Below are 16,707 nucleotides of genomic sequence, written 5' to 3' on the forward strand. Positions count from 1 at the left end.
GATGAGCGACTATCTCGAAACCGCTGCTGAAGACGTACCCGTTGAGCACTCCGCCCCGCAGACGGAGAATCGCTGGCATACTTACGTAGGCAATCGTATTCCTTGGTACGTTCGCCTGATATGGCTCTTTTTCTGGTCGTTTGCGATCTACTATGCGATCGCCTATTTGTTCCCTGCGCTGCAAGTTGAAATCCAATCGCCCCCGTGAACGCTGCCACTCGTCAGTCGTACTGTGCTTTCTGCGGTTTGCCTGTTCCCAAGAGTTTTTCTTTCGGCAAGCAGGCAGGCCAAGACTCAATTGGTTATTGCTGCTCAGGCTGTCGCACGGTCGCTACGGTTCAAGAGGCCGAACAAGAAGAGGGTGCCGCTGCTCGCCATCTTATGAAGTTGGGTCTTGCCATCTTCTTCACGATGAACGTGATGGTGTTCACGATGGCTCTCTGGAGTCGGGATGTCTATCCCGAAGAAGCTTTCTCGGATCGGTTCGCAGAAACGCTACACGATCTGTTTCGCTGGGGCAGCATGGTATTCTCGCTTCCCGTGCTGTGGTTGCTTGGCGGGCCAATCGTTTCCGGGGTTTGGGATTCCTTGCGAAGAAGAGTGATCACCTCTGATTTGTTGATCGTTCTCGGGGTGTTGGCAGCCTACCTCTACTCAGCAATTTCCGTGTTGCGAGGAGGCGGGCATATCTACTTTGAGGTGGGCACGATGGTTCTCGTGTTCGTGTCGCTCGGACGTTGGCTGGAAGCGAAGGGCAAACGGCGCACGGGGGAATCGCTCGACGCTCTTGCAAGCCTGCTCCCTGACAACGTCCGAGTTCAGCAACCGGACGGACAGTTTCGCGAGGCGAGGCGGGTGCAGGCCGCAACAGGCGATATTATTCGTGTTTTAGCGGGAGAACGCTTTCCCGTCGATGGTCAAATCGTCGCCGGATGTGCAAGTGTCGACGAGCAGATCGTCACCGGCGAGAGTCGGCATGTGACCAAGAGTCTCGGCGATACGGTTGCCAGTGGAACACTCAATATTGATGGCGATCTGCGAATCGAAGTGACGGCAGCCGACGGGCAAGAGACGATCTCACGCTTGATTCAGTTGGTGCGAGAAGCACGCAGCCAGAAGGGACGTTACGAGAAACAGGCAGACCGCATCGCTGCGTGGTTCGTCCCCCTCGTCCTGTTGATCGCGGTCATCGCTGGTTGGCTGCAAGGAGTTTCCGGCGGCGTTGACCAAGGCATCCTCACGAGCCTTGCCGTGGTCCTTATCGCATGCCCGTGTGCCCTCGGGCTGGCGACCCCGATGGCGGTTTGGACCGCATTGGGCCGTGCGGCGGAGTGTGGGGTGCTCTTTCGTAGCGGGATGATGCTCGAAAAACTCGCCAACGTGCAGCACGCTCGCTTCGACAAAACCGGCACGCTCACCAGTGGCGATTCGGTTGCGCGCTCGGTGATCATGGATGAAGGTCAGAACCGCGAGCAGTTGCTGACAACTGCTGCGGCGTTGGCCGAAGGTTCTTCCCATCCCGTTTCCCGTGGTGTTTTGGAGTTCATCCAGTCTGAACCGCTTGAGCGTCATGGGAGCCCGGAAGTGAGCGTCACCACCCTGCCAGGCAAAGGATTGAAGGCGGAAACTTCGCTAGGCACGGTCTTTCTTGGGAGTGCATTGCTCATGGAAGAGCGAGACTTGAAGATACCACCTCGTCTTCAGGAGAAGTTAGCTAATCAACCTAAGGCGAAGAAAGTCTACCTGGGGTGGGAAGGACACATTCGAGGCGCCTTTTGTTTCCAAGAAGAACTTCGCCCAGAAGCGCCGACAGCAATTGCGATGTGTCGCAACTTGGAGTTGGATTTGGCAATCTTGACGGGAGATACTCTCAATCATGCCGAGTCGGTGGCCTATGAGTTAGACATCCCCGTCCAAGGCAAGCAACTTCCAGAAGACAAAGCGGATGCTCTGAGGTCATTGGCGACTGGAGAGGGCGTCGCCATGGTTGGTGACGGGATGAACGATGCTCCCGCGCTCGCGACCGCTGATGTCGGCGTCGCTCTGGGTTGCGGCGCGGATGTCGCGCGCGATGCCGCGGGAGTTTGTTTGCTGGCGGACGACTTGCGACGGTTTCCTTGGGCGGTCAGTTTGGCCCGCGCTACGGTCAGCGTGGTGAGGCAAAACCTATTCTGGGCCTTCTTCTACAATAGCATAGGCATCGCTTTCGCCGCGACGGGGCATCTGAATCCCATTTTCGCCGCCCTTGCCATGGCGGTTAGCAGCTTGTTGGTTGTGGTGAACTCTTTGAGACTTAGTCGCTTCCCCGATTTATCAGAGAACAGGATTGTGTCGCAACAAGAAGATCTTCCCGTTCGAAAATCCTTGCCGATTGCAGATGCCGTTTCACCGGCGGTTCTTTCGCACAAGACGCTAGCTGCGAGGGCACGATGATTGAACTTCCACTTATCTTCGTCGGCGGCTTGCTGGGTTCGGCCCACTGTCTGGGAATGTGTGGACCGTTGGCGATTTCGCTCAGCGCAGGGACGCCAGAGGGTGAGTCGTTATTGCGACGACAGCTTGTGTTTAGCTTGGGCCGAATATTCACCTATAGCTTTATCGGTGCTGCAGCCGGATTTGGGGGACTTTGGATCTCAACGAGTTCACCAGGATTTCTCTTATCCCAAGCTTGGCTTGGTGTCGTTGCTGGAGTCGTTTTGATCCTGATGGGGTTGGTGACGGTCGGAATACTGCCTCGCCCGGCAGCAAAGTTACTCTCCGGGTTACCCTGCGGCGCATCGACTTGGCTGAAGACGTTCCTTACGTCAACCAATTGGAGCGGCCCCTTGTTGGCAGGCCTCTTCACTGGCTTTATCCCCTGCGGGCTGGTCTATGCATTTCTTTTTAAGGCGGCCAGCTCGAGTAGCGTCTGGCTCGGCTTGGCAACGATGGCGGCATTCGGATTGGGCACCGTCCCCTTGATGGTGGCAGTCGGGTACAGTGGTAAAGTCTTGAACTTGGCCAACCGGACAAGGCTCTTCCAAGTCGCCGCGTGGTGCATTGTCTTAACCGGAGCGATCTCCGTCGTTCGTGGCGCCAATCAAATCAGCCAAGCCACCGAAGGGCCCGCCCCTTGCCCACTCTGCGAACAGACCGATGCCCCTCAGGGTGTTGGCCCTCAGGGTGTCGGTCCCTGAATCGACAAGGCCGCGGCAGCAATTCCAATGCCCAGCACGTTGAGGATGACGATCAGCATCCCGACTCCCCAAATGGTACGGATGCCAGTGTCTTCTTTCGAGGTCGGCGTCGCGCCGGTTCGCTTGCGATACCAGTTCGTCACGACACCGCAAATCCACGACCAGTGCAGCATCAGGTGCAAGAGAATTGCACCAAAGAGAACGCACAGCGTGACAAACTGGATGTCAGTCCAAGCCAAGTAGTCTAATCCCCAAAGCGTCCAACCTTCAGTAGTCGATGGCGAGGGGAACACGTAGCGAACGACGACAGAGACGACACACAACGCCAAAAAGTTAACTAGCATAAACGCATCAAGCCAGAAATTGATATGCGTCTTATTGATTCGTTTCGCCATGCTGCTCTATCCCCAAACGATTGAAATCACTAGCAAATCTATATTAAGTATTCTTGAAGGCTCAAGAAACGGGCGTGGTCATTCTTGCTATTGAGATGAGAGACACGGTTGGAAATCACCCTGGGGGACCTGCCACTCCGATCAGTTATTCTGTCGCCTGTAAATGACATGATCGATCTTATGGGCGGGCATCGTCCAGCTTTACTTTGAGCTCCGAAACTGATCGTATTCAGGATTCGTATCCGCCGCTTTGAAAATTGTTCGGTCCTTCCATAGATCGTAGGTCGCCCTAAGCTGTTCTGCGGACTCAGGGTACTGCCCTTGATCATCGGTTTCGGAGATCCACGACTCGAGAATCTCGCGGTGTCGCTGTAGCTCTCCGGCGTACTCTGGATTCTCAGCGAGGTTGTGCACTTGATGGGGGTCTGCGGCCAAGTCGTAGAGTTCTTCCTTCGGCCGGGTACCGAACCAATGTTGCTGTTGATACTCGTTTAGCTTCCCTGCTTTGTGTAGCCGCTTCAATTCAGTGACTTCTGGGCGGTTGTCGCGATACTGTGCTTGGAGCATTGGACGATCAAGAAAGTAGTTGCGAATGTAGCGCAGCTTCTCGGTACGCACGGTGCGGATTCGATCGATTGTGTAATCGCACCGATCACGTGCCGAAATGATGTGATCGTGTGAACGGAACTTCTCACCGAAGAGATCCTGACCATCGAAGTAGTCGGGTAGAGTCAAGCCCGCAAGAGCAAGCGTTGTTGCTGAGATATCAAGTGCTGAGACTAAATCAGAACGGACTTTTCCTGGCTTAATCGCGGACTGCTTGCCCGCAATCACCAGCGGAATGTGCACGCCCCCCTCGTAGCAGAATTGCTTATGGCGCAGCGAATGGTTGCTGCCGTGATCGGAAAAGAAGAAAATAATCGTCCCTTCATATTGCCTGTCTGCTTTGAGTTGAGCGAGTATCTCCTCGACCTGAGCGTCAGTGCCGCGAACGGAGTTGTAGTGCATCGCCCATGATTCTCGATGCGCTGGCGAGTCAGGGAAATAGGGCGGCAGAGGGACTTCGTCGTCGGCTAGTTTCTCCCCTCGACGGACATGCTTTGCGTTTGCTTTACCTCCCCACAGCATAATCTGGCCGAACCAAGGCTTCGTCTTATCTTCACGGCTATTCCAGGTGTGCTTCGTGAACGAAGTCGAAAACTGAGCTTTGTTGCCCTGCCAGCCATTCATACCTGCGAGGTAATTTGGCTCGGTTCCGACGGAGTAAAGCTGTCTACGGTCGTAATCAAAATTGTAGTCGTCTTTGCCGCTGTTGAAGGTGAAGTATCCTGCTTCGCGTAGGAGTTCGGGGATCGTTTTGATCTCTTTGGGAAGGTGGATCCGCAGACGCTCTGGGACGACTTCACCGTCGGTAGTTCGCGAAGAACGATGCTGATGAGTGCCCGTCGTCGTCTGCATGACACCAGTAATAATCGCGGAACGACTGGCCGAACAGACCGGCGCAGTTGAGTACGCACGGCGAAACAGAACTCCTTCGCTAGCGAGCGCATCAATGGTTGGCGTGTGTTCCTTGTTGACGGGATCGTCGTAGCAACCGAAGAAAGGGGAGAGGTCTTCGCAAAAAATCCAAAGGATGTTTGGTGGTCGCTGATCGTTCGCGGCAAAGCTGACCCTGCACAGGGGCAGGGGCAATATAAGAATGAGCCAGAAGACTTTCGGATAGGTTCTTCGCTTAAATGTCGACACGTGTAGCCCGCCTGCTTGATGGTTCGCGGCGATTGCTTTCGCCAGCTCATGATCATTTGCTACTATAGTACCACTTCGCCATCGGCTTGTAGTCGGCATATCTATTACTCGGGGCCGTGATAATCTGTGGCTGCTTTCCTCAATCTCCTTGCGAATCTCTTCCCACTTTGGGTTCTTGGCTTCTGCCTGGCAGCGTTGGTACATCCTCCGCTGTTCGAGTGGTTCGGGCCGTACCTTGTGCCGGGGTTAGGGGTGATCATGCTAGGGATGGGGCTCACGCTTTCTGCTGGCGACTTCGCCCGTGTGCTCCGCATGCCTCGGCCAATTCTACTGGGATGCATCGCCCAGTTTTCGATCATGCCGCTGCTGGGTTGGTCCATCGCTACGGCACTGGAGCTGCCGAACGAGATCGCCGTCGGCTTGATCCTCGTCTCTTGCTGCCCTGGAGGGACGGCTTCCAACGTCGTGACTTACATCGCCCGTGCGAACCTTGCGCTTTCTCTATTGATGACCATGTGTTCGACATTCGGGGCAATCTTGCTTACACCCTTACTGACGAAGTGGCTGGTGGGGGAGCGATTACCCGTGGATGCGTGGGGGCTGTTTACTTCTACCGTGCAAGTCGTTCTGCTGCCCGTCATCGCGGGTATTGCGTTGCATCATACGGTGCCGAAGATGGTTGAGAAGGTGACAACGATTGCACCACTGGTCAGTGTGATCGTCATCGCTCTCATCTGCGCCAACATCATGGGAAAGAACGCTGAGCTTGTGAAAACTCACGGAACGCAACTGTTAATGGCAGTTGCGGCGTTGCACGCTGGTGGATTCGCGTTAGGCTACTGCGTCTCTTGGGCGTTTGGCTTCGGGGAAATCGTACGACGTACTGTTTCGATCGAAGTCGGAATGCAGAATTCAGGGCTGGGAACGGTGCTAGCGACTAAGCACTTCACGAATCCAACAACCAATGTCTGCTTGGCTGCTGTCCCCTGTGTGATCTCTGCTGTGACGCATTCAGTGATTGGCAGCGTTCTTGCCGTCTGGTGGCGGATGACGGCTAGCGAAGCTGCCGAGCAGGACGACCCTGAGTTAGCAGAGTAAGTGTGCCGATCACTAATACAAGCGATAGCACCGATGGCTCGGGGATGGAGGCTGAGGCGGCAAGCAACGAACTACTTCGGTTCTGTTGCCAGATGAGAAAATCAGCGGCGTCGGAGGAGCCATCTTTGTCCGCGTCGGCCCCTGCATCGGTGCCGTAGGACGATTCCCATTCCGTCAGGTCGAGTTGGTCGATGGAGCCGTCAGCGTTGAAGTCGCCGATAGTCGAAAGGTCACTGACAATAATGAGAGCAGTTGTCACCAATTGCCCGCCACTAGTCGTGAAGTCAACGTACACTTCGTTGTTGCCATCGTTGAGAAACTCGAGAGGGACATCTACCTCGCTGCTGAAGAGCCATGTGTCTAAGTCGTTAAACCCATCCGAACTCGTGGGGGAGACGGTTACCGGGTTGCCGTTGATGTAGATCTGGTAAGTCTGGTTCCAAATGTTGCTCCGCTCCGCAATGCCGACTCGCACACTGGCGGAGACGGCAGCCGTCGTGTCGGCATCGACTTTGATCACCTTCGAGGTTGCGTTTGCCAAGGTAATCGGAGCCTGAACATCGTCGCCGTAGAAGGTGCTCTCAACGACGGAAGTTGTAAAGTCGACTGACTCGTTCAGCGTAAGCGTTAGCTTGGCACCTTCTTCCCCAGTCAGGCTTAGGTTTTGCCAGGATCCTAGAACATTCACGTTGTTCTGATAGATGCCCTCGGTTCCATTCCAAAATACTCGATCAAGCGTTGCGTTGGTTACCGAGGCGTCCCCGACAAGTGCCTGAAGATTGATTAACTCTGTGCTGTTCGTGAGATTGTTGAGAATTACATGCAGTTGGTTGCCATTGCGGAAGGCGACCGATTGCACGTTTTGATTATCAGAATCGATTCCCACGTACTCGCCTTCCACATCATTGAGCATCCGATAGAGGCCAGCGGTGATGGTTTCCTTCCACGTACCGTTGGACTGACGATCCCAAAACGCGTAGTGGGCGCCGTTCTCTTCGGTGGGAGTATTGCCAGTGAACCATTGCGGAGCGACAAATGGAGTTGCGTTAATGATCCGATCAGGACGATCCATGAAGGAGAGCATTTTCTTTTTGGTGTCGCGCATGAAGTCCCACTGGCGACGGGTACGCGTATAGCCTGCGAAATTCTGGCTGCCGTCCTCGGTGTAAATCGTTGCTCCATACTCAGTGACCGCAAACTGTTTGGGATCGCCGAACTTGATGTCGCTATAGTTCTCGAAGAGATCCATGATTCCTTCCAAATGCCCGACCGACTCGCGCACTTGGGTTTCGATATTGCCATTAGTGCGAACACGGTGAACGTCGTAGGGATGGAACGTCCAGAAGTCGAACTCGACGGGGTTGCCGGACGAGTCTTGCCAGGTGGTCATGTCGTCCATCATTTGCTTCGCCAGGTCCCAGCGGTGAGGATTCCAGCTTGGAAACGGTGCTTCGCCGACCGAAGCTCCTCCGATGTTCGCCTGTGGGTGTTCCTCTTTCACGGCGATGGTGACGTTCTTATGGAACTCGATGACCTCGTTCCAAGTCGGGCCGCTGTAAAGCTCCAATTGCGGCTCGTTCATGATCTCCAGATAGTGACGGCTTCCGTCGAAAGGCAAATACCCTTGTCCCGGCCCTGTGCCGTAGACAACTTCTTCCAGGTAGACGTTAAGTAGCTGAGCATAAGCTGCCCCATCGCCTTTGATGGGCAGGGTGGTGCCGTCCTTGATCCAAGCGGGCCATGCGCCATTCGCACGGCCTGACTGAACGAAGATCGGATTGGGGTGGTTACGGAGCGAAGCCCAACGAGGATCGTTTAGCACGTAGTTTTTGTAGCTGCCTTGTAAGTTTGCGACGAGATCGCTCTCGCGGAAAAAGCCTGGGTTCGTCGGATCCTCGCCGTCATTTCCAGCGACGAAAAAATCGAGTTCGAATGTTTCGCGACCGGTAAATGTGTTCAATCCACTGGTGCTAATCAGTTGATCGGCCAAGCTTCCCAGACCGTTGGTGAAGGTTCCCCAATGGTTGAAATACTTGGCACGGTCGAGCGTGCTCACGCCCCCAATGGATCGCTGCGTCGTCGCGTCGATGACTAGGTTGGTCTGTGCGAACGTGCTGCGATGCTGCGATATCAGGATGGCGGTGAACAGGGCAGCCAAGCACTTGATGGAGGGATTGCGCATCGAAAACACGTGCAATAGAGGTTGATTGCCTGAGGTTGGCCGGGGAGTTGTTCCAGAGAGTTTGGGGCGACTGTCCGACAAGGCCGCATTGCGGATTGTCGACAATAAGTGCCTGCTCTTATCTTATCAGCTGTACTAGTCGCGGCAAGAGATTGTCAAAGGATGTGTGAATCGGCCAATCTAGGGCTTATTCCTGATCATTCTTCGCCTCAAGTAACGCCTGCCACTTAGCTGCTTCTCTCGGCTTTCCCCAGGCTTCGTAGAGTTTCACAAGCCGATTGATGGCCCTTGGGATTACGTCTGCCTCGCTGTCAGGAATCCCTTCTTTACTGGCAACAAGTCCTTCGTAGCTTCCGAGAAGCTGTGTTTCAGCAGAGTCATACTCTTCCTGCCCAAGCAACGTTTCACCCAGAAGGCTTTTCGCTTGATGAGTTCTCCAGTCCTTTGGACTATTCTTTCCGAGCAGTTCTAGGCAGCGACGCAAAGACTGTTCGGCCTCCTTGAACTTTCCGTGCTGCAAGCGGCAGAAGCCAAGTAACCGATGGACATCGCTTGACTGCCAAGCAAGCTCGGGGAGCAGTTGTGCGTCCTCGTGGTCGGGAAGTTGCTTAATCCTAATGTCGTGCAGGACTTTCTCGAGTTGTCTCTCTGCCGAGTCGTACTTTCCTAGTTCTAAATAAGCGAAAGCTAACTGCCGTTGAAAGCTATTTCGCCCTTTGTCAAATATGACTCCCCGATTCATACCAAGTTTCAACAAAGGCGTCTCAGCGGCTCGGACGGCGAGCGCGTATTCTTCGCGTTCGCGGCGGAGGGTGAAGTAGCGGTACATTGATTGAGCCAACGCAAGCGTGACGATATCTTGCATTTCGTTGGGGGCCACTCCCTTTTCGAGATCCACTTCGGGGACGAGAGTCGATGGGTAGGGGCTACGGAAAAGAGTGAACGTTAGCAACGAACGCTCAAAGGAAACGTCCCACTTTTGAATCGCCTCCCAGGAATTGAAGAGCAGCTTTTCCGCGGAGCCTGGCTTGCCGAGATCGAGATACACATTCGCCAGATAAATCTGCGAAGAGAGTGTCTGATAGTGCGTCGGACCATGCACTTCGTTTTGTCCTGCAGCGGCTTCTTGAAGTAGTTTTTCCGCCTTAGCAGTTTCGCCAACCATCCTTTGCAAGATCCCCAACTTGGCTGCCGTCGCTAACGTGTCTGGGTGGCGATCTCCCAGATGCTCGCGATGCGAGGCCAAGGCTTTTTCCAACTCAGGAATCGCCTTGGGGAGATTATTCAGTGAGGCATAAGCGCTTCCAATGATCTTGTGCGCCTGCGATTCCACTTCCGGGTCATTGCCGAAACGGATCTCGATTCTCTTTGCCGCGTGGTCGAGCGCTTCGACCAGCGTCATGTTGGAGAGTCGCTTGACCGTTGGGTCTTCGTGAAACGCCTGACTGACAATCGCCGGGGAGAGCAGAAATAGATCGTCCGCGTATTCATAGGCAAAGTCTTTCCTTTCCGCTTCGAGTGCATCCTCAGGTAAGTCCAGTTCAAACTCTCCGGCAAAAATGTCGTCTTCGGGATCATCCGGCTGAGGATTCCTCTTCCACTCTTGGAGTGCCTCGTGCGCGCTCAGTTGTAGAAAAAGGTCTTTGCTGAGAAAGTCTAAAGTTGAATTGGCGATGCGTGTCTTTCTCTCGGCCTCGCGCTCCGCCTCGATTGCGCGGTCCCGCTCCTGCACGGCTTGTTCACGCGACTCTTCGAGTTCGATATTCTTTTTCCCAAGTGTACGATTGCTGCTCGCAACAACGCTGGCGATTAGAGCGGCGCTCACAATGCCGGCGACCAACGTCGCCGCTAGCGAGCCGACGATTCGTGGATGTTTTCGAATCCAGCGTTGAGTGCGGCGGACAAGCGGCTCAGGGTAAGCCTCGACCGGCTCGTCGGCGAGAAAGCGTTCGACATCATTTGCTAAACGACGGACCGATCCATATCGGTCTGCTGCTTCGATCGCCATCGCGCGTTCGCAGATGGCGCTGAGAGCCGGGTCGACCCAAGGATTCCACTCGCGGACCGTTTGGCGTTTGCCAAACTGTAGCTTTTCAAAGATCTCCTCAAGCGTTTCGCCCTCGACCGGCTTGCGATTGGTCAGCAACGTATAGAGAGTGGCACCCAAACTATAAACATCAGCCGCTGGGCCCAGCTTGTCGTGTTCCCCGCGTGCTTGCTCGGGGCTCATGTAGTGAGGCGTGCCAATGGCAAAGCTTTGCTGAGTTTCTTCAATGACACTACCAGAGCGCGGAGTGAGTGGTGATTCCTGAGGTGGCAAGCTTTCAGTCGTTTTATTCGAAGACTTTGCTTGTGATATGGGCTTGGCGAGACCCCAATCGACCACGAGTGTTTCTCCGTACTCGCCAAGCATCACGTTGCCCGGCTTCAGGTCGCGATGCAACACGCCGCGTTGGTGGGCGTAATAGACCGCGTTGCACACGTCGAGGAACCGCCCCAGCAAACGCCGCAGTCCAACGGTATCTTGCGAGCGGTCTTCGTTCTCGTGAAACTCGCGGATCGCAGTGGCTAGGTTATCTCCCTTGATGAACCGCATCGCATAATACGGTCGACCATCCGCAGCAGAACCGAGGCCGTAGATTGGGACAATCCCCGGATGCTCTAGTCCGCCAGTGATCTCCGCTTCCAGCACAAACCGTGCACGGCTGGCCTGATCGTCGGCGTACCGCGGTTTGATCTCCTTGAGCGCGACCTCGCGATCAAGTTCCGTATCCAGTGCCACCGAGACCTTCCCAAGCCCACCCTCGTCATGAGGACGAAGAACCCGAAATCGAGCCGTACCTTCGTGCGTCCTCCTGGGTTGTTCAAGCGTCGTGTCAGCCGGCGCATATCCGATTGTGCTGTAAATGTCTGCATCGTTGCGTTCGCGCAATTCGTCAAGCAACGAGTTGGTGTCCGGCCCCACGGTGCAGTACAACGACTCCGCCCCGCCCTGCTTGGCGAGCAACTGCTCCATCAACTCGCGCAGGAGTTGTGCTTCCCCTTCGGCCAGCACATTTTCACGCAACAGAAGCTGATCTAGGCTTTGCTGTTTATCCTGCAGCCACTGATCAACCGCTGACAACAATTGCTGACGCGAGACGAAGCCATTCTGATAAGCGAGGATGCCGAAGAGGAGATGGTTGTCGGGTTGCATGTTCCTACTCGTTAGGTAGGGAGAATCCGAAAAGAATTTGATTGGCCGTATGGTAGGAGGGCAGCAGAAAAGTATGAACTGCCACAGGACCCCTGCCAAGCAATGAGGTTTGAAAGTGACTGCCAGCCTGGTTTAGCTGCCGATGCAGATGGCGATGCGAGATCCTGCAAACCTTGTCACGAAGGGAATCATCGCCTGAATTGAAGCTTGCTCAGTCTTTATAAGTAGAATCTATAGGCCAAGAAACAGATTTGTACGACTGAAATGTGCACCGAGAGCACTTCTTGCGAGTCGGGCAAAGAGTGCTCCCTCTAGGACTCGAACCTAGAACCTACTGATTAAGAGTCAGTTGCTCTGCCAATTGAGCTAAGGGAGCGGAAGCCTTCGCAAGAGCAACCATTGTAGCGGCTCAGTAGGCACTTGTTCTAGCCCCTGGCCACTTGGCTATTTGATGCGCGACATTTGGCGGAAGAAGTCGGCCTTGAGGGTCTCGAAGTCGTTGCCGAAGGCGGCTTGGAAGTCCGTAAGTCGCCCCTCGGGCTCGTCCCAGATGAGTTGCGGTTTGGCGGCGAGCGTCTCCAGGTAAGCGACATACTCTTTGGGGCGGTTACGGATGAGGTAGTAGTTCCAAGCCCAAGCGGCGGCGTAGGCCGACTGTGCCGTTTGGGGATCGGCTAAGAGCTTGTCCTCGGTCAGCAGCTTTTCCAGCGTGATAGTTTTTCCTTGGCGGTAATCCATGCGGAATTGATTCCAGCGTGGACGATTTACTTTCCCCAGTCCACCCCAGCCGCGGGAGTTGCTGAGGTCAGGTGTTTCAAAGTACAGCGCGAGGCCCTCGCTGAGCCAACGGGGGTTGTCGGCTAGACGAGTTTGCAAGCCGCAGTTGTAGGCGATTTGGTGAGTAGCTTCGTGAATGATTGTCGCTACCAAAGGAGCTGCCGCCGGCGTGGAAAGCGTGGCGGTGATATCGTGAATCGAGCCGCGATTACTCTGACGACGAGAGTTAGCTTGCTCGCCGGTCAGATCGTACATGATGACCCGGTTGCTGGTGATGCTGTAGTAGCCGATCACTGAATTCACCGCTGCTCCGAGTTCCTTGCGTGCATAGCGGGCGTAGGAGGATCGATCGCTAAATACAAGGACGACCATCGGTTGCTTCGGTTGCTTGACCTCGGCGTCGTGTCTCCGCCAGTATCCGAGGAATCCTTTGTTGAGCCGTTCCAGTAGCGAGCTGCACCATTTGGCGTAGGTGCGCGTCGTGTTGTACGCGATGACGTAGTTCTTGGACTTATGAATCTGGAAGTCGTCGGGAAGTTCGTCTAGCAGTGACGCAGCCAGTTGATCGCCCTCGAGACGCGCGTACTTGGTGTCGTCGCTCGAGCGGTTGGCAATCTGATCGGGTTCGAGGAGATGAAGCTCTTGATTAGGAGTTTCGAAAAGCAGGCCACCATCGGCCGCTTCGACGAGAACTTTCCCCGAGAGGGTAGAGCCTTTCTCCAATATGACGCGGTCGAGTCCCACCGCCGTCGCAGGCCAGGCTAAGAATAGCACCACCGTCCAAGCAGCGAGCTTGGGGCGTTGTGCGACGAACGTGGTTAGATCGGTAGTGGGCACTCGTGAAGGTCTTCCTGTGGATACTTCATTATAGCTGACTCGCGGAGCAGGCCCGGTTGCCATAAACTGATAGGCATGCCTGAAACGATCTTAGACCGAATTGTCGCGGAAAAACGCCGGGAAATCGACCGGCAGTTTGCTGACACCACGTTATCGGAACTGGAAAAGCAAGCTGCCAATGGACCGCCCATACGCGATTTTTTTGCGGCCTTGGCGGAGCCCGAGGGGGTCTCGCTGATTGCTGAGGTGAAGAAGGCGAGCCCTTCAGCGGGGATTATCCGAGAGGATTTCGACCCCGTGACGATCGCCACCGCCTATGCCGAGAGTGGAGCGGCTTGTATTAGCGTGCTAACCGACGAGCCCTTCTTCAGGGGCAAACTGGATTACCTCTCCGCGGTTCGCGATGCCGTGGACATTCCCGTCTTGCGGAAAGATTTTCTCATCGACACTCGTCAGCTTTTGCAGGCGAGAATTGCGGGTGCCGACGCGGTGCTATTGATTGCGGAGTGTCTCGACGACTGCAACCTGCGCAAGCTGCACAATGAGGCGATCGATTTGGGGATGACACCGTTGGTTGAGTACTACGAGCCAGAGAACCGGCAACGGGTTCTCGACGCCGGGGCGACATTGATCGGAGTGAACAATAGAAACCTTCATACCTTTGAAGTGGATATCGATCACACGCTTCGTCAAAAAGAGTTGCTGCCCGAAGAGTGTGTTCTAGTTGCGGAGAGTGGAATTCACACGCATCAGCAAGTGCAGCAACTTCATGCAGCTGGGGTGGACGCGATGCTGGTAGGAGAGTCGCTGATGCGACAGCCGGACATCTCTGCCGCTGTGGTCAAGCTACTAAGGAGGTGAAAAGAGGGTAAACAGGCTCTCGTTTGTCCGTGCTCAAAAAGAAAAAACGCGGGCTAGCGAAAGTCGCCAACCCGCGTTTTGCGTGCCTCTTATCTGACTCTTGATTAGCCTTCTTTGCGACGACGAGCGACCGCAATGCCAATCATTCCCAAGCCTGCAAGCGCGAGGCTTGTTGGCTCTGGAATTACAGATTCGCCAGAGATTGTCAGAACGCCTGTTTCTCCAAAGGCTGCCATCGTTCCAAACATGGCATCCGTAGAGGTGTAAGCGATACTTACTGGTCCACCGTACTGCTCTCCGTTTGGCAATGTTTGGTCAATCACATTCCCTGTTCCAGTGAGAACCAGAATCCCCGGAACTCCCTGTGGGGTCGGTGATCGAAACGCGGAGAGTTCGGTAATTTGCACTCTCAAATTCGCTCCGCCAACGAAGAAATGGATTTCGTTGGTCCCGGTAATCGGAGGTAGGACCGTTGTCACCACACCCGCAGCGGGCACGGAAACGCCGTCTTCAACCAGCCAATCAACTTCGGCATTGTCTGAAGTCATCCACTCCATGATCTGCGTGTCGTCCTTAGAAAACGTTGCCGTTGAAACATCATCTGCAATGGCTGGATTACCTGGCCCCGCAGCAGTGAACATCGGTTGAGCCGTGTCAAAAATTCGCATGCCAGTGCCATCGATCTGAACATCCACACCTGTGGCGTTCAGGGTCAGCACGGCTGCCTGTGAGTAGGAAGGCAAGGCGAAGACCATCGCAGCGGCTGCACAGACGGCGATGCCGCGAAGAGATCGAATGCTGCCTTTCGCTCTCACAAGATTTTTTTCATTCATTGTACTTGTCCTTATAAATGCATAACTAAAGAAGTCAGGGAAAAATCCGTTGGGTCGTGCTCAGGTAGCGATCTGATCAGACTCGAATCGCTTCCGTTACACGTTTATGATCTCGGAGTAAGTGGAGGAGGCAGTAGTTGCCATCCGACCGGTTCCGGTTAAGTCGCGAATTGTGTGCTCTAGGTGCGACGTAATGAGTTGAAGTGTTGGGGCGAGATCGAATCTCCTTTCTAGCGAGCCACGTCTGGCCCAGGTGGTCGCTACCGACTGTGTTTCTTATTGCAACGCTGATGCAGGCCGGCCGAGGCTGCGTTTTTGCGACGACTTGACCGTGTCAACTTTGCGTGAGTGCGTTTTTGAGCGGAACGTCGTAGCTGCCTCGACTTTTGGCGACCGAAATCAACCTCGACGTCTTCATCAAATTTTTTATTCATTGGGTTATCTCCACAGGGCTAGGCCTTGGGAGTTTGCTATTAAATTTCAACTACTTGTTTGGGCGTGCTCTTCTGATACATGCAGAGAACGTGAATAGTCTGCACATGCCTCTTTTCTGCAGAGTGCTTCTCTCGCTTGTTGGAGAACGAACTCCATTCCCTCTTGCGAAGTCGCTTCCGGTAAGAACGACCAAGCTCCCAAAGAACGAGCCCAGAGCTCGTCTTCAGAGGTTGAGGCCTTACCACAAATAACCAATAAACTGTCCTGTGATCGGACAGCGGACTGTGCTGCTCGACGCAGTTCCTGTGACACCTTGTCCTCTTCAGGGACGTCGATGATGATCAGCGGAACCCGACGGCGAAAAACGCAACGTAGAAACTCACCGGTGTCACAGCAGATAATTGCGTCCCAGGCTTGAGCTTCAGCAGAAGCTCTCAGGAACCGTTGCCGCTCGCCCGAACTGGCAAAAATCAGACATTGGTGGGTCTTCTGTAGCTGCAGCCGACCTTGCCTAGGCGGGCAAAGTTCAGCCGTGCGCGGTGCAGATAGCTCTGGACTGTCAACAATGTTCATCGAGTAGGTGTAGCTCCGAGCAATCTGCTCAGTTCGACAAGAGCATTGAGGGCGCTTGTCGTTAGGGTTAACGGTGCACTTGTAATCTGCCCTCTAACCGTGTCCTCGTGAGGTGGATCGCCCGATACGTATACGAGCCTCCCACTTCGGTCATTCCATGCAAAAACTGACAAACACTGGTCAAAAAGTTGAGCAGCGTTATCAGTTGGCAGGGAAAAACTACCAGGACAATTTCTTTTTGCGACGGCGGTGTATCCCATTGACCGAAGTCGGAGACTTACCACGACGACGACCATGAGTAGGTCGTTTCGATTTCGATCCCTGTGCTGACTTGCGTCGTTCGAAGCGATCGCCGCTGTAGTCGATGTTGTCCATGTCGTATTGGTGCATGTGGCTCATTCTTCTCTCCTTGCATTAGCTGAAGGTTGCAACGTTAAAGTCGCTCTCACGACTGAACGGTGCGAACTGTGTTTAGCGATTCGTTCCGATGCAGAACTGCACCACTGGATAGTGAGACCGAATCACACACACTGCAGTTGCGTGCAGAGTGCGTGTATTTACAAAGCGATTCCCATGCCAATCGTTGCGAAAAGCAACA

13 protein-coding genes and 1 tRNA gene are annotated in these 16,707 nt (G+C 54.5%); 5 read left to right on the plus strand and 9 right to left on the minus strand.

What is annotated here, in order from left to right:
* Nucleotide 1 precedes the first annotated feature (1 nt).
* The 3 genes from RIB44_03950 to RIB44_03960 are packed head-to-tail and all read left to right on the plus strand — an operon-like array spanning nt 2 to nt 3,176.
* Entirely contained in the window at nt 2-208 is a 207-nt protein-coding gene (locus RIB44_03950) for a hypothetical protein (GenBank protein ID MEQ8615726.1), read from the plus strand.
* A complete protein-coding gene (locus RIB44_03955) occupies nt 205-2,433 on the plus strand; it encodes a cation-translocating P-type ATPase (protein MEQ8615727.1) in 2,229 nt (742 codons plus the stop codon). Before RIB44_03950 ends, RIB44_03955 begins: the two co-directional genes overlap by 4 nt.
* Nucleotides 2,430-3,176 carry a sulfite exporter TauE/SafE family protein gene (locus RIB44_03960; GenBank protein MEQ8615728.1) on the plus strand — a complete coding sequence of 249 codons (747 nt, stop codon included), beginning with the start codon at nt 2,430-2,432 and terminating at the stop codon, nt 3,174-3,176. Before RIB44_03955 ends, RIB44_03960 begins: the two co-directional genes overlap by 4 nt.
* Here RIB44_03960 and RIB44_03965 read toward each other — a convergent pair.
* Nucleotides 3,158-3,571: a DUF4405 domain-containing protein gene (locus tag RIB44_03965; protein ID MEQ8615729.1), complete on the minus strand. Its 414-nt coding sequence runs from the start codon at nt 3,569-3,571 to the stop codon at nt 3,158-3,160. The genes RIB44_03960 and RIB44_03965 overlap by 19 nt on opposite strands.
* Nucleotides 3,572-3,772: 201 nt before the next feature.
* A complete protein-coding gene (locus RIB44_03970) occupies nt 3,773-5,263 on the minus strand; it encodes a sulfatase (GenBank protein MEQ8615730.1) in 1,491 nt (496 codons plus the stop codon).
* Nucleotides 5,264-5,443: 180 nt separating this feature from the next.
* Here RIB44_03970 and RIB44_03975 point away from each other — a divergent pair, with 180 nt between their 5' ends.
* The gene (locus RIB44_03975) at nt 5,444-6,415 is read left to right on the plus strand and encodes a bile acid:sodium symporter family protein (protein MEQ8615731.1); all 972 of its coding nucleotides are present in this window, start codon (nt 5,444-5,446) and stop codon (nt 6,413-6,415) included.
* Here the strand turns inward: RIB44_03975 and RIB44_03980 are convergent.
* The 4 genes from RIB44_03980 to RIB44_03995 form a co-directional block, all read right to left on the minus strand.
* A complete protein-coding gene (locus RIB44_03980) occupies nt 6,372-8,597 on the minus strand; it encodes a hypothetical protein (GenBank protein MEQ8615732.1) in 2,226 nt (741 codons plus the stop codon). The genes RIB44_03975 and RIB44_03980 overlap by 44 nt on opposite strands.
* Before the next feature lie 187 nt (nt 8,598-8,784).
* The gene (locus RIB44_03985) at nt 8,785-11,793 is read right to left on the minus strand and encodes a serine/threonine-protein kinase (protein ID MEQ8615733.1); all 3,009 of its coding nucleotides are present in this window, start codon (nt 11,791-11,793) and stop codon (nt 8,785-8,787) included.
* Nucleotides 11,794-12,096: 303 nt separating this feature from the next.
* Nucleotides 12,097-12,169, minus strand: a tRNA-Lys gene (locus RIB44_03990).
* A gap of 68 nt (nt 12,170-12,237) precedes the next feature.
* Nucleotides 12,238-13,407 carry a DUF1570 domain-containing protein gene (locus RIB44_03995; protein ID MEQ8615734.1) on the minus strand — a complete coding sequence of 390 codons (1,170 nt, stop codon included), beginning with the start codon at nt 13,405-13,407 and terminating at the stop codon, nt 12,238-12,240.
* Nucleotides 13,408-13,482: 75 nt separating this feature from the next.
* Here RIB44_03995 and trpC point away from each other — a divergent pair, with 75 nt between their 5' ends.
* Nucleotides 13,483-14,268: an indole-3-glycerol phosphate synthase TrpC gene (trpC, locus tag RIB44_04000; GenBank protein ID MEQ8615735.1), complete on the plus strand. Its 786-nt coding sequence runs from the start codon at nt 13,483-13,485 to the stop codon at nt 14,266-14,268.
* Between the two features lie 104 nt (nt 14,269-14,372).
* Here the strand turns inward: trpC and RIB44_04005 are convergent, their stop codons facing one another.
* From RIB44_04005 to RIB44_04015, 3 genes are all read right to left on the minus strand, one after another.
* On the minus strand, nt 14,373-15,101 hold the full coding sequence (locus tag RIB44_04005; protein ID MEQ8615736.1) for a PEP-CTERM sorting domain-containing protein: 729 nt from the start codon (nt 15,099-15,101) through the stop codon (nt 14,373-14,375).
* 480 nt (nt 15,102-15,581) lie between these two features.
* Entirely contained in the window at nt 15,582-16,109 is a 528-nt protein-coding gene (locus RIB44_04010; protein ID MEQ8615737.1) for a hypothetical protein, read from the minus strand.
* A 219-nt stretch (nt 16,110-16,328) separates the two neighbouring features.
* Nucleotides 16,329-16,508: a hypothetical protein gene (locus tag RIB44_04015; protein MEQ8615738.1), complete on the minus strand. Its 180-nt coding sequence runs from the start codon at nt 16,506-16,508 to the stop codon at nt 16,329-16,331.
* Nucleotides 16,509-16,707: the final 199 nt, after the last annotated feature.

This window comes from Lacipirellulaceae bacterium (assembly GCA_040218535.1).
Lineage (GTDB): Bacteria > Planctomycetota > Planctomycetia > Pirellulales > Lacipirellulaceae > Adhaeretor.

Excerpts from the sequence above, each read along its gene's own strand:
- RIB44_03950 (MEQ8615726.1), top strand. The coding sequence starts at position 2 with ATGAGCGACTATCTCGAAACCGCTGCTGAAGACGTACCCGTTGAGCAC.
- RIB44_03960 (MEQ8615728.1), top strand. The coding sequence starts at position 2,430 with ATGATTGAACTTCCACTTATCTTCGTCGGCGGCTTGCTGGGTTCGGCC.
- RIB44_03965 (MEQ8615729.1), bottom strand. The coding sequence starts at position 3,571 with ATGGCGAAACGAATCAATAAGACGCATATCAATTTCTGGCTTGATGCG.
- RIB44_03980 (MEQ8615732.1), bottom strand. The coding sequence starts at position 8,597 with ATGCGCAATCCCTCCATCAAGTGCTTGGCTGCCCTGTTCACCGCCATC.
- RIB44_03985 (MEQ8615733.1), bottom strand. The coding sequence starts at position 11,793 with ATGCAACCCGACAACCATCTCCTCTTCGGCATCCTCGCTTATCAGAAT.
- trpC (MEQ8615735.1), top strand. The coding sequence starts at position 13,483 with ATGCCTGAAACGATCTTAGACCGAATTGTCGCGGAAAAACGCCGGGAA.
- RIB44_04005 (MEQ8615736.1), bottom strand. The coding sequence starts at position 15,101 with ATGAATGAAAAAAATCTTGTGAGAGCGAAAGGCAGCATTCGATCTCTT.
- RIB44_04010 (MEQ8615737.1), bottom strand. The coding sequence starts at position 16,109 with ATGAACATTGTTGACAGTCCAGAGCTATCTGCACCGCGCACGGCTGAA.
- RIB44_04015 (MEQ8615738.1), bottom strand. The coding sequence starts at position 16,508 with ATGAGCCACATGCACCAATACGACATGGACAACATCGACTACAGCGGC.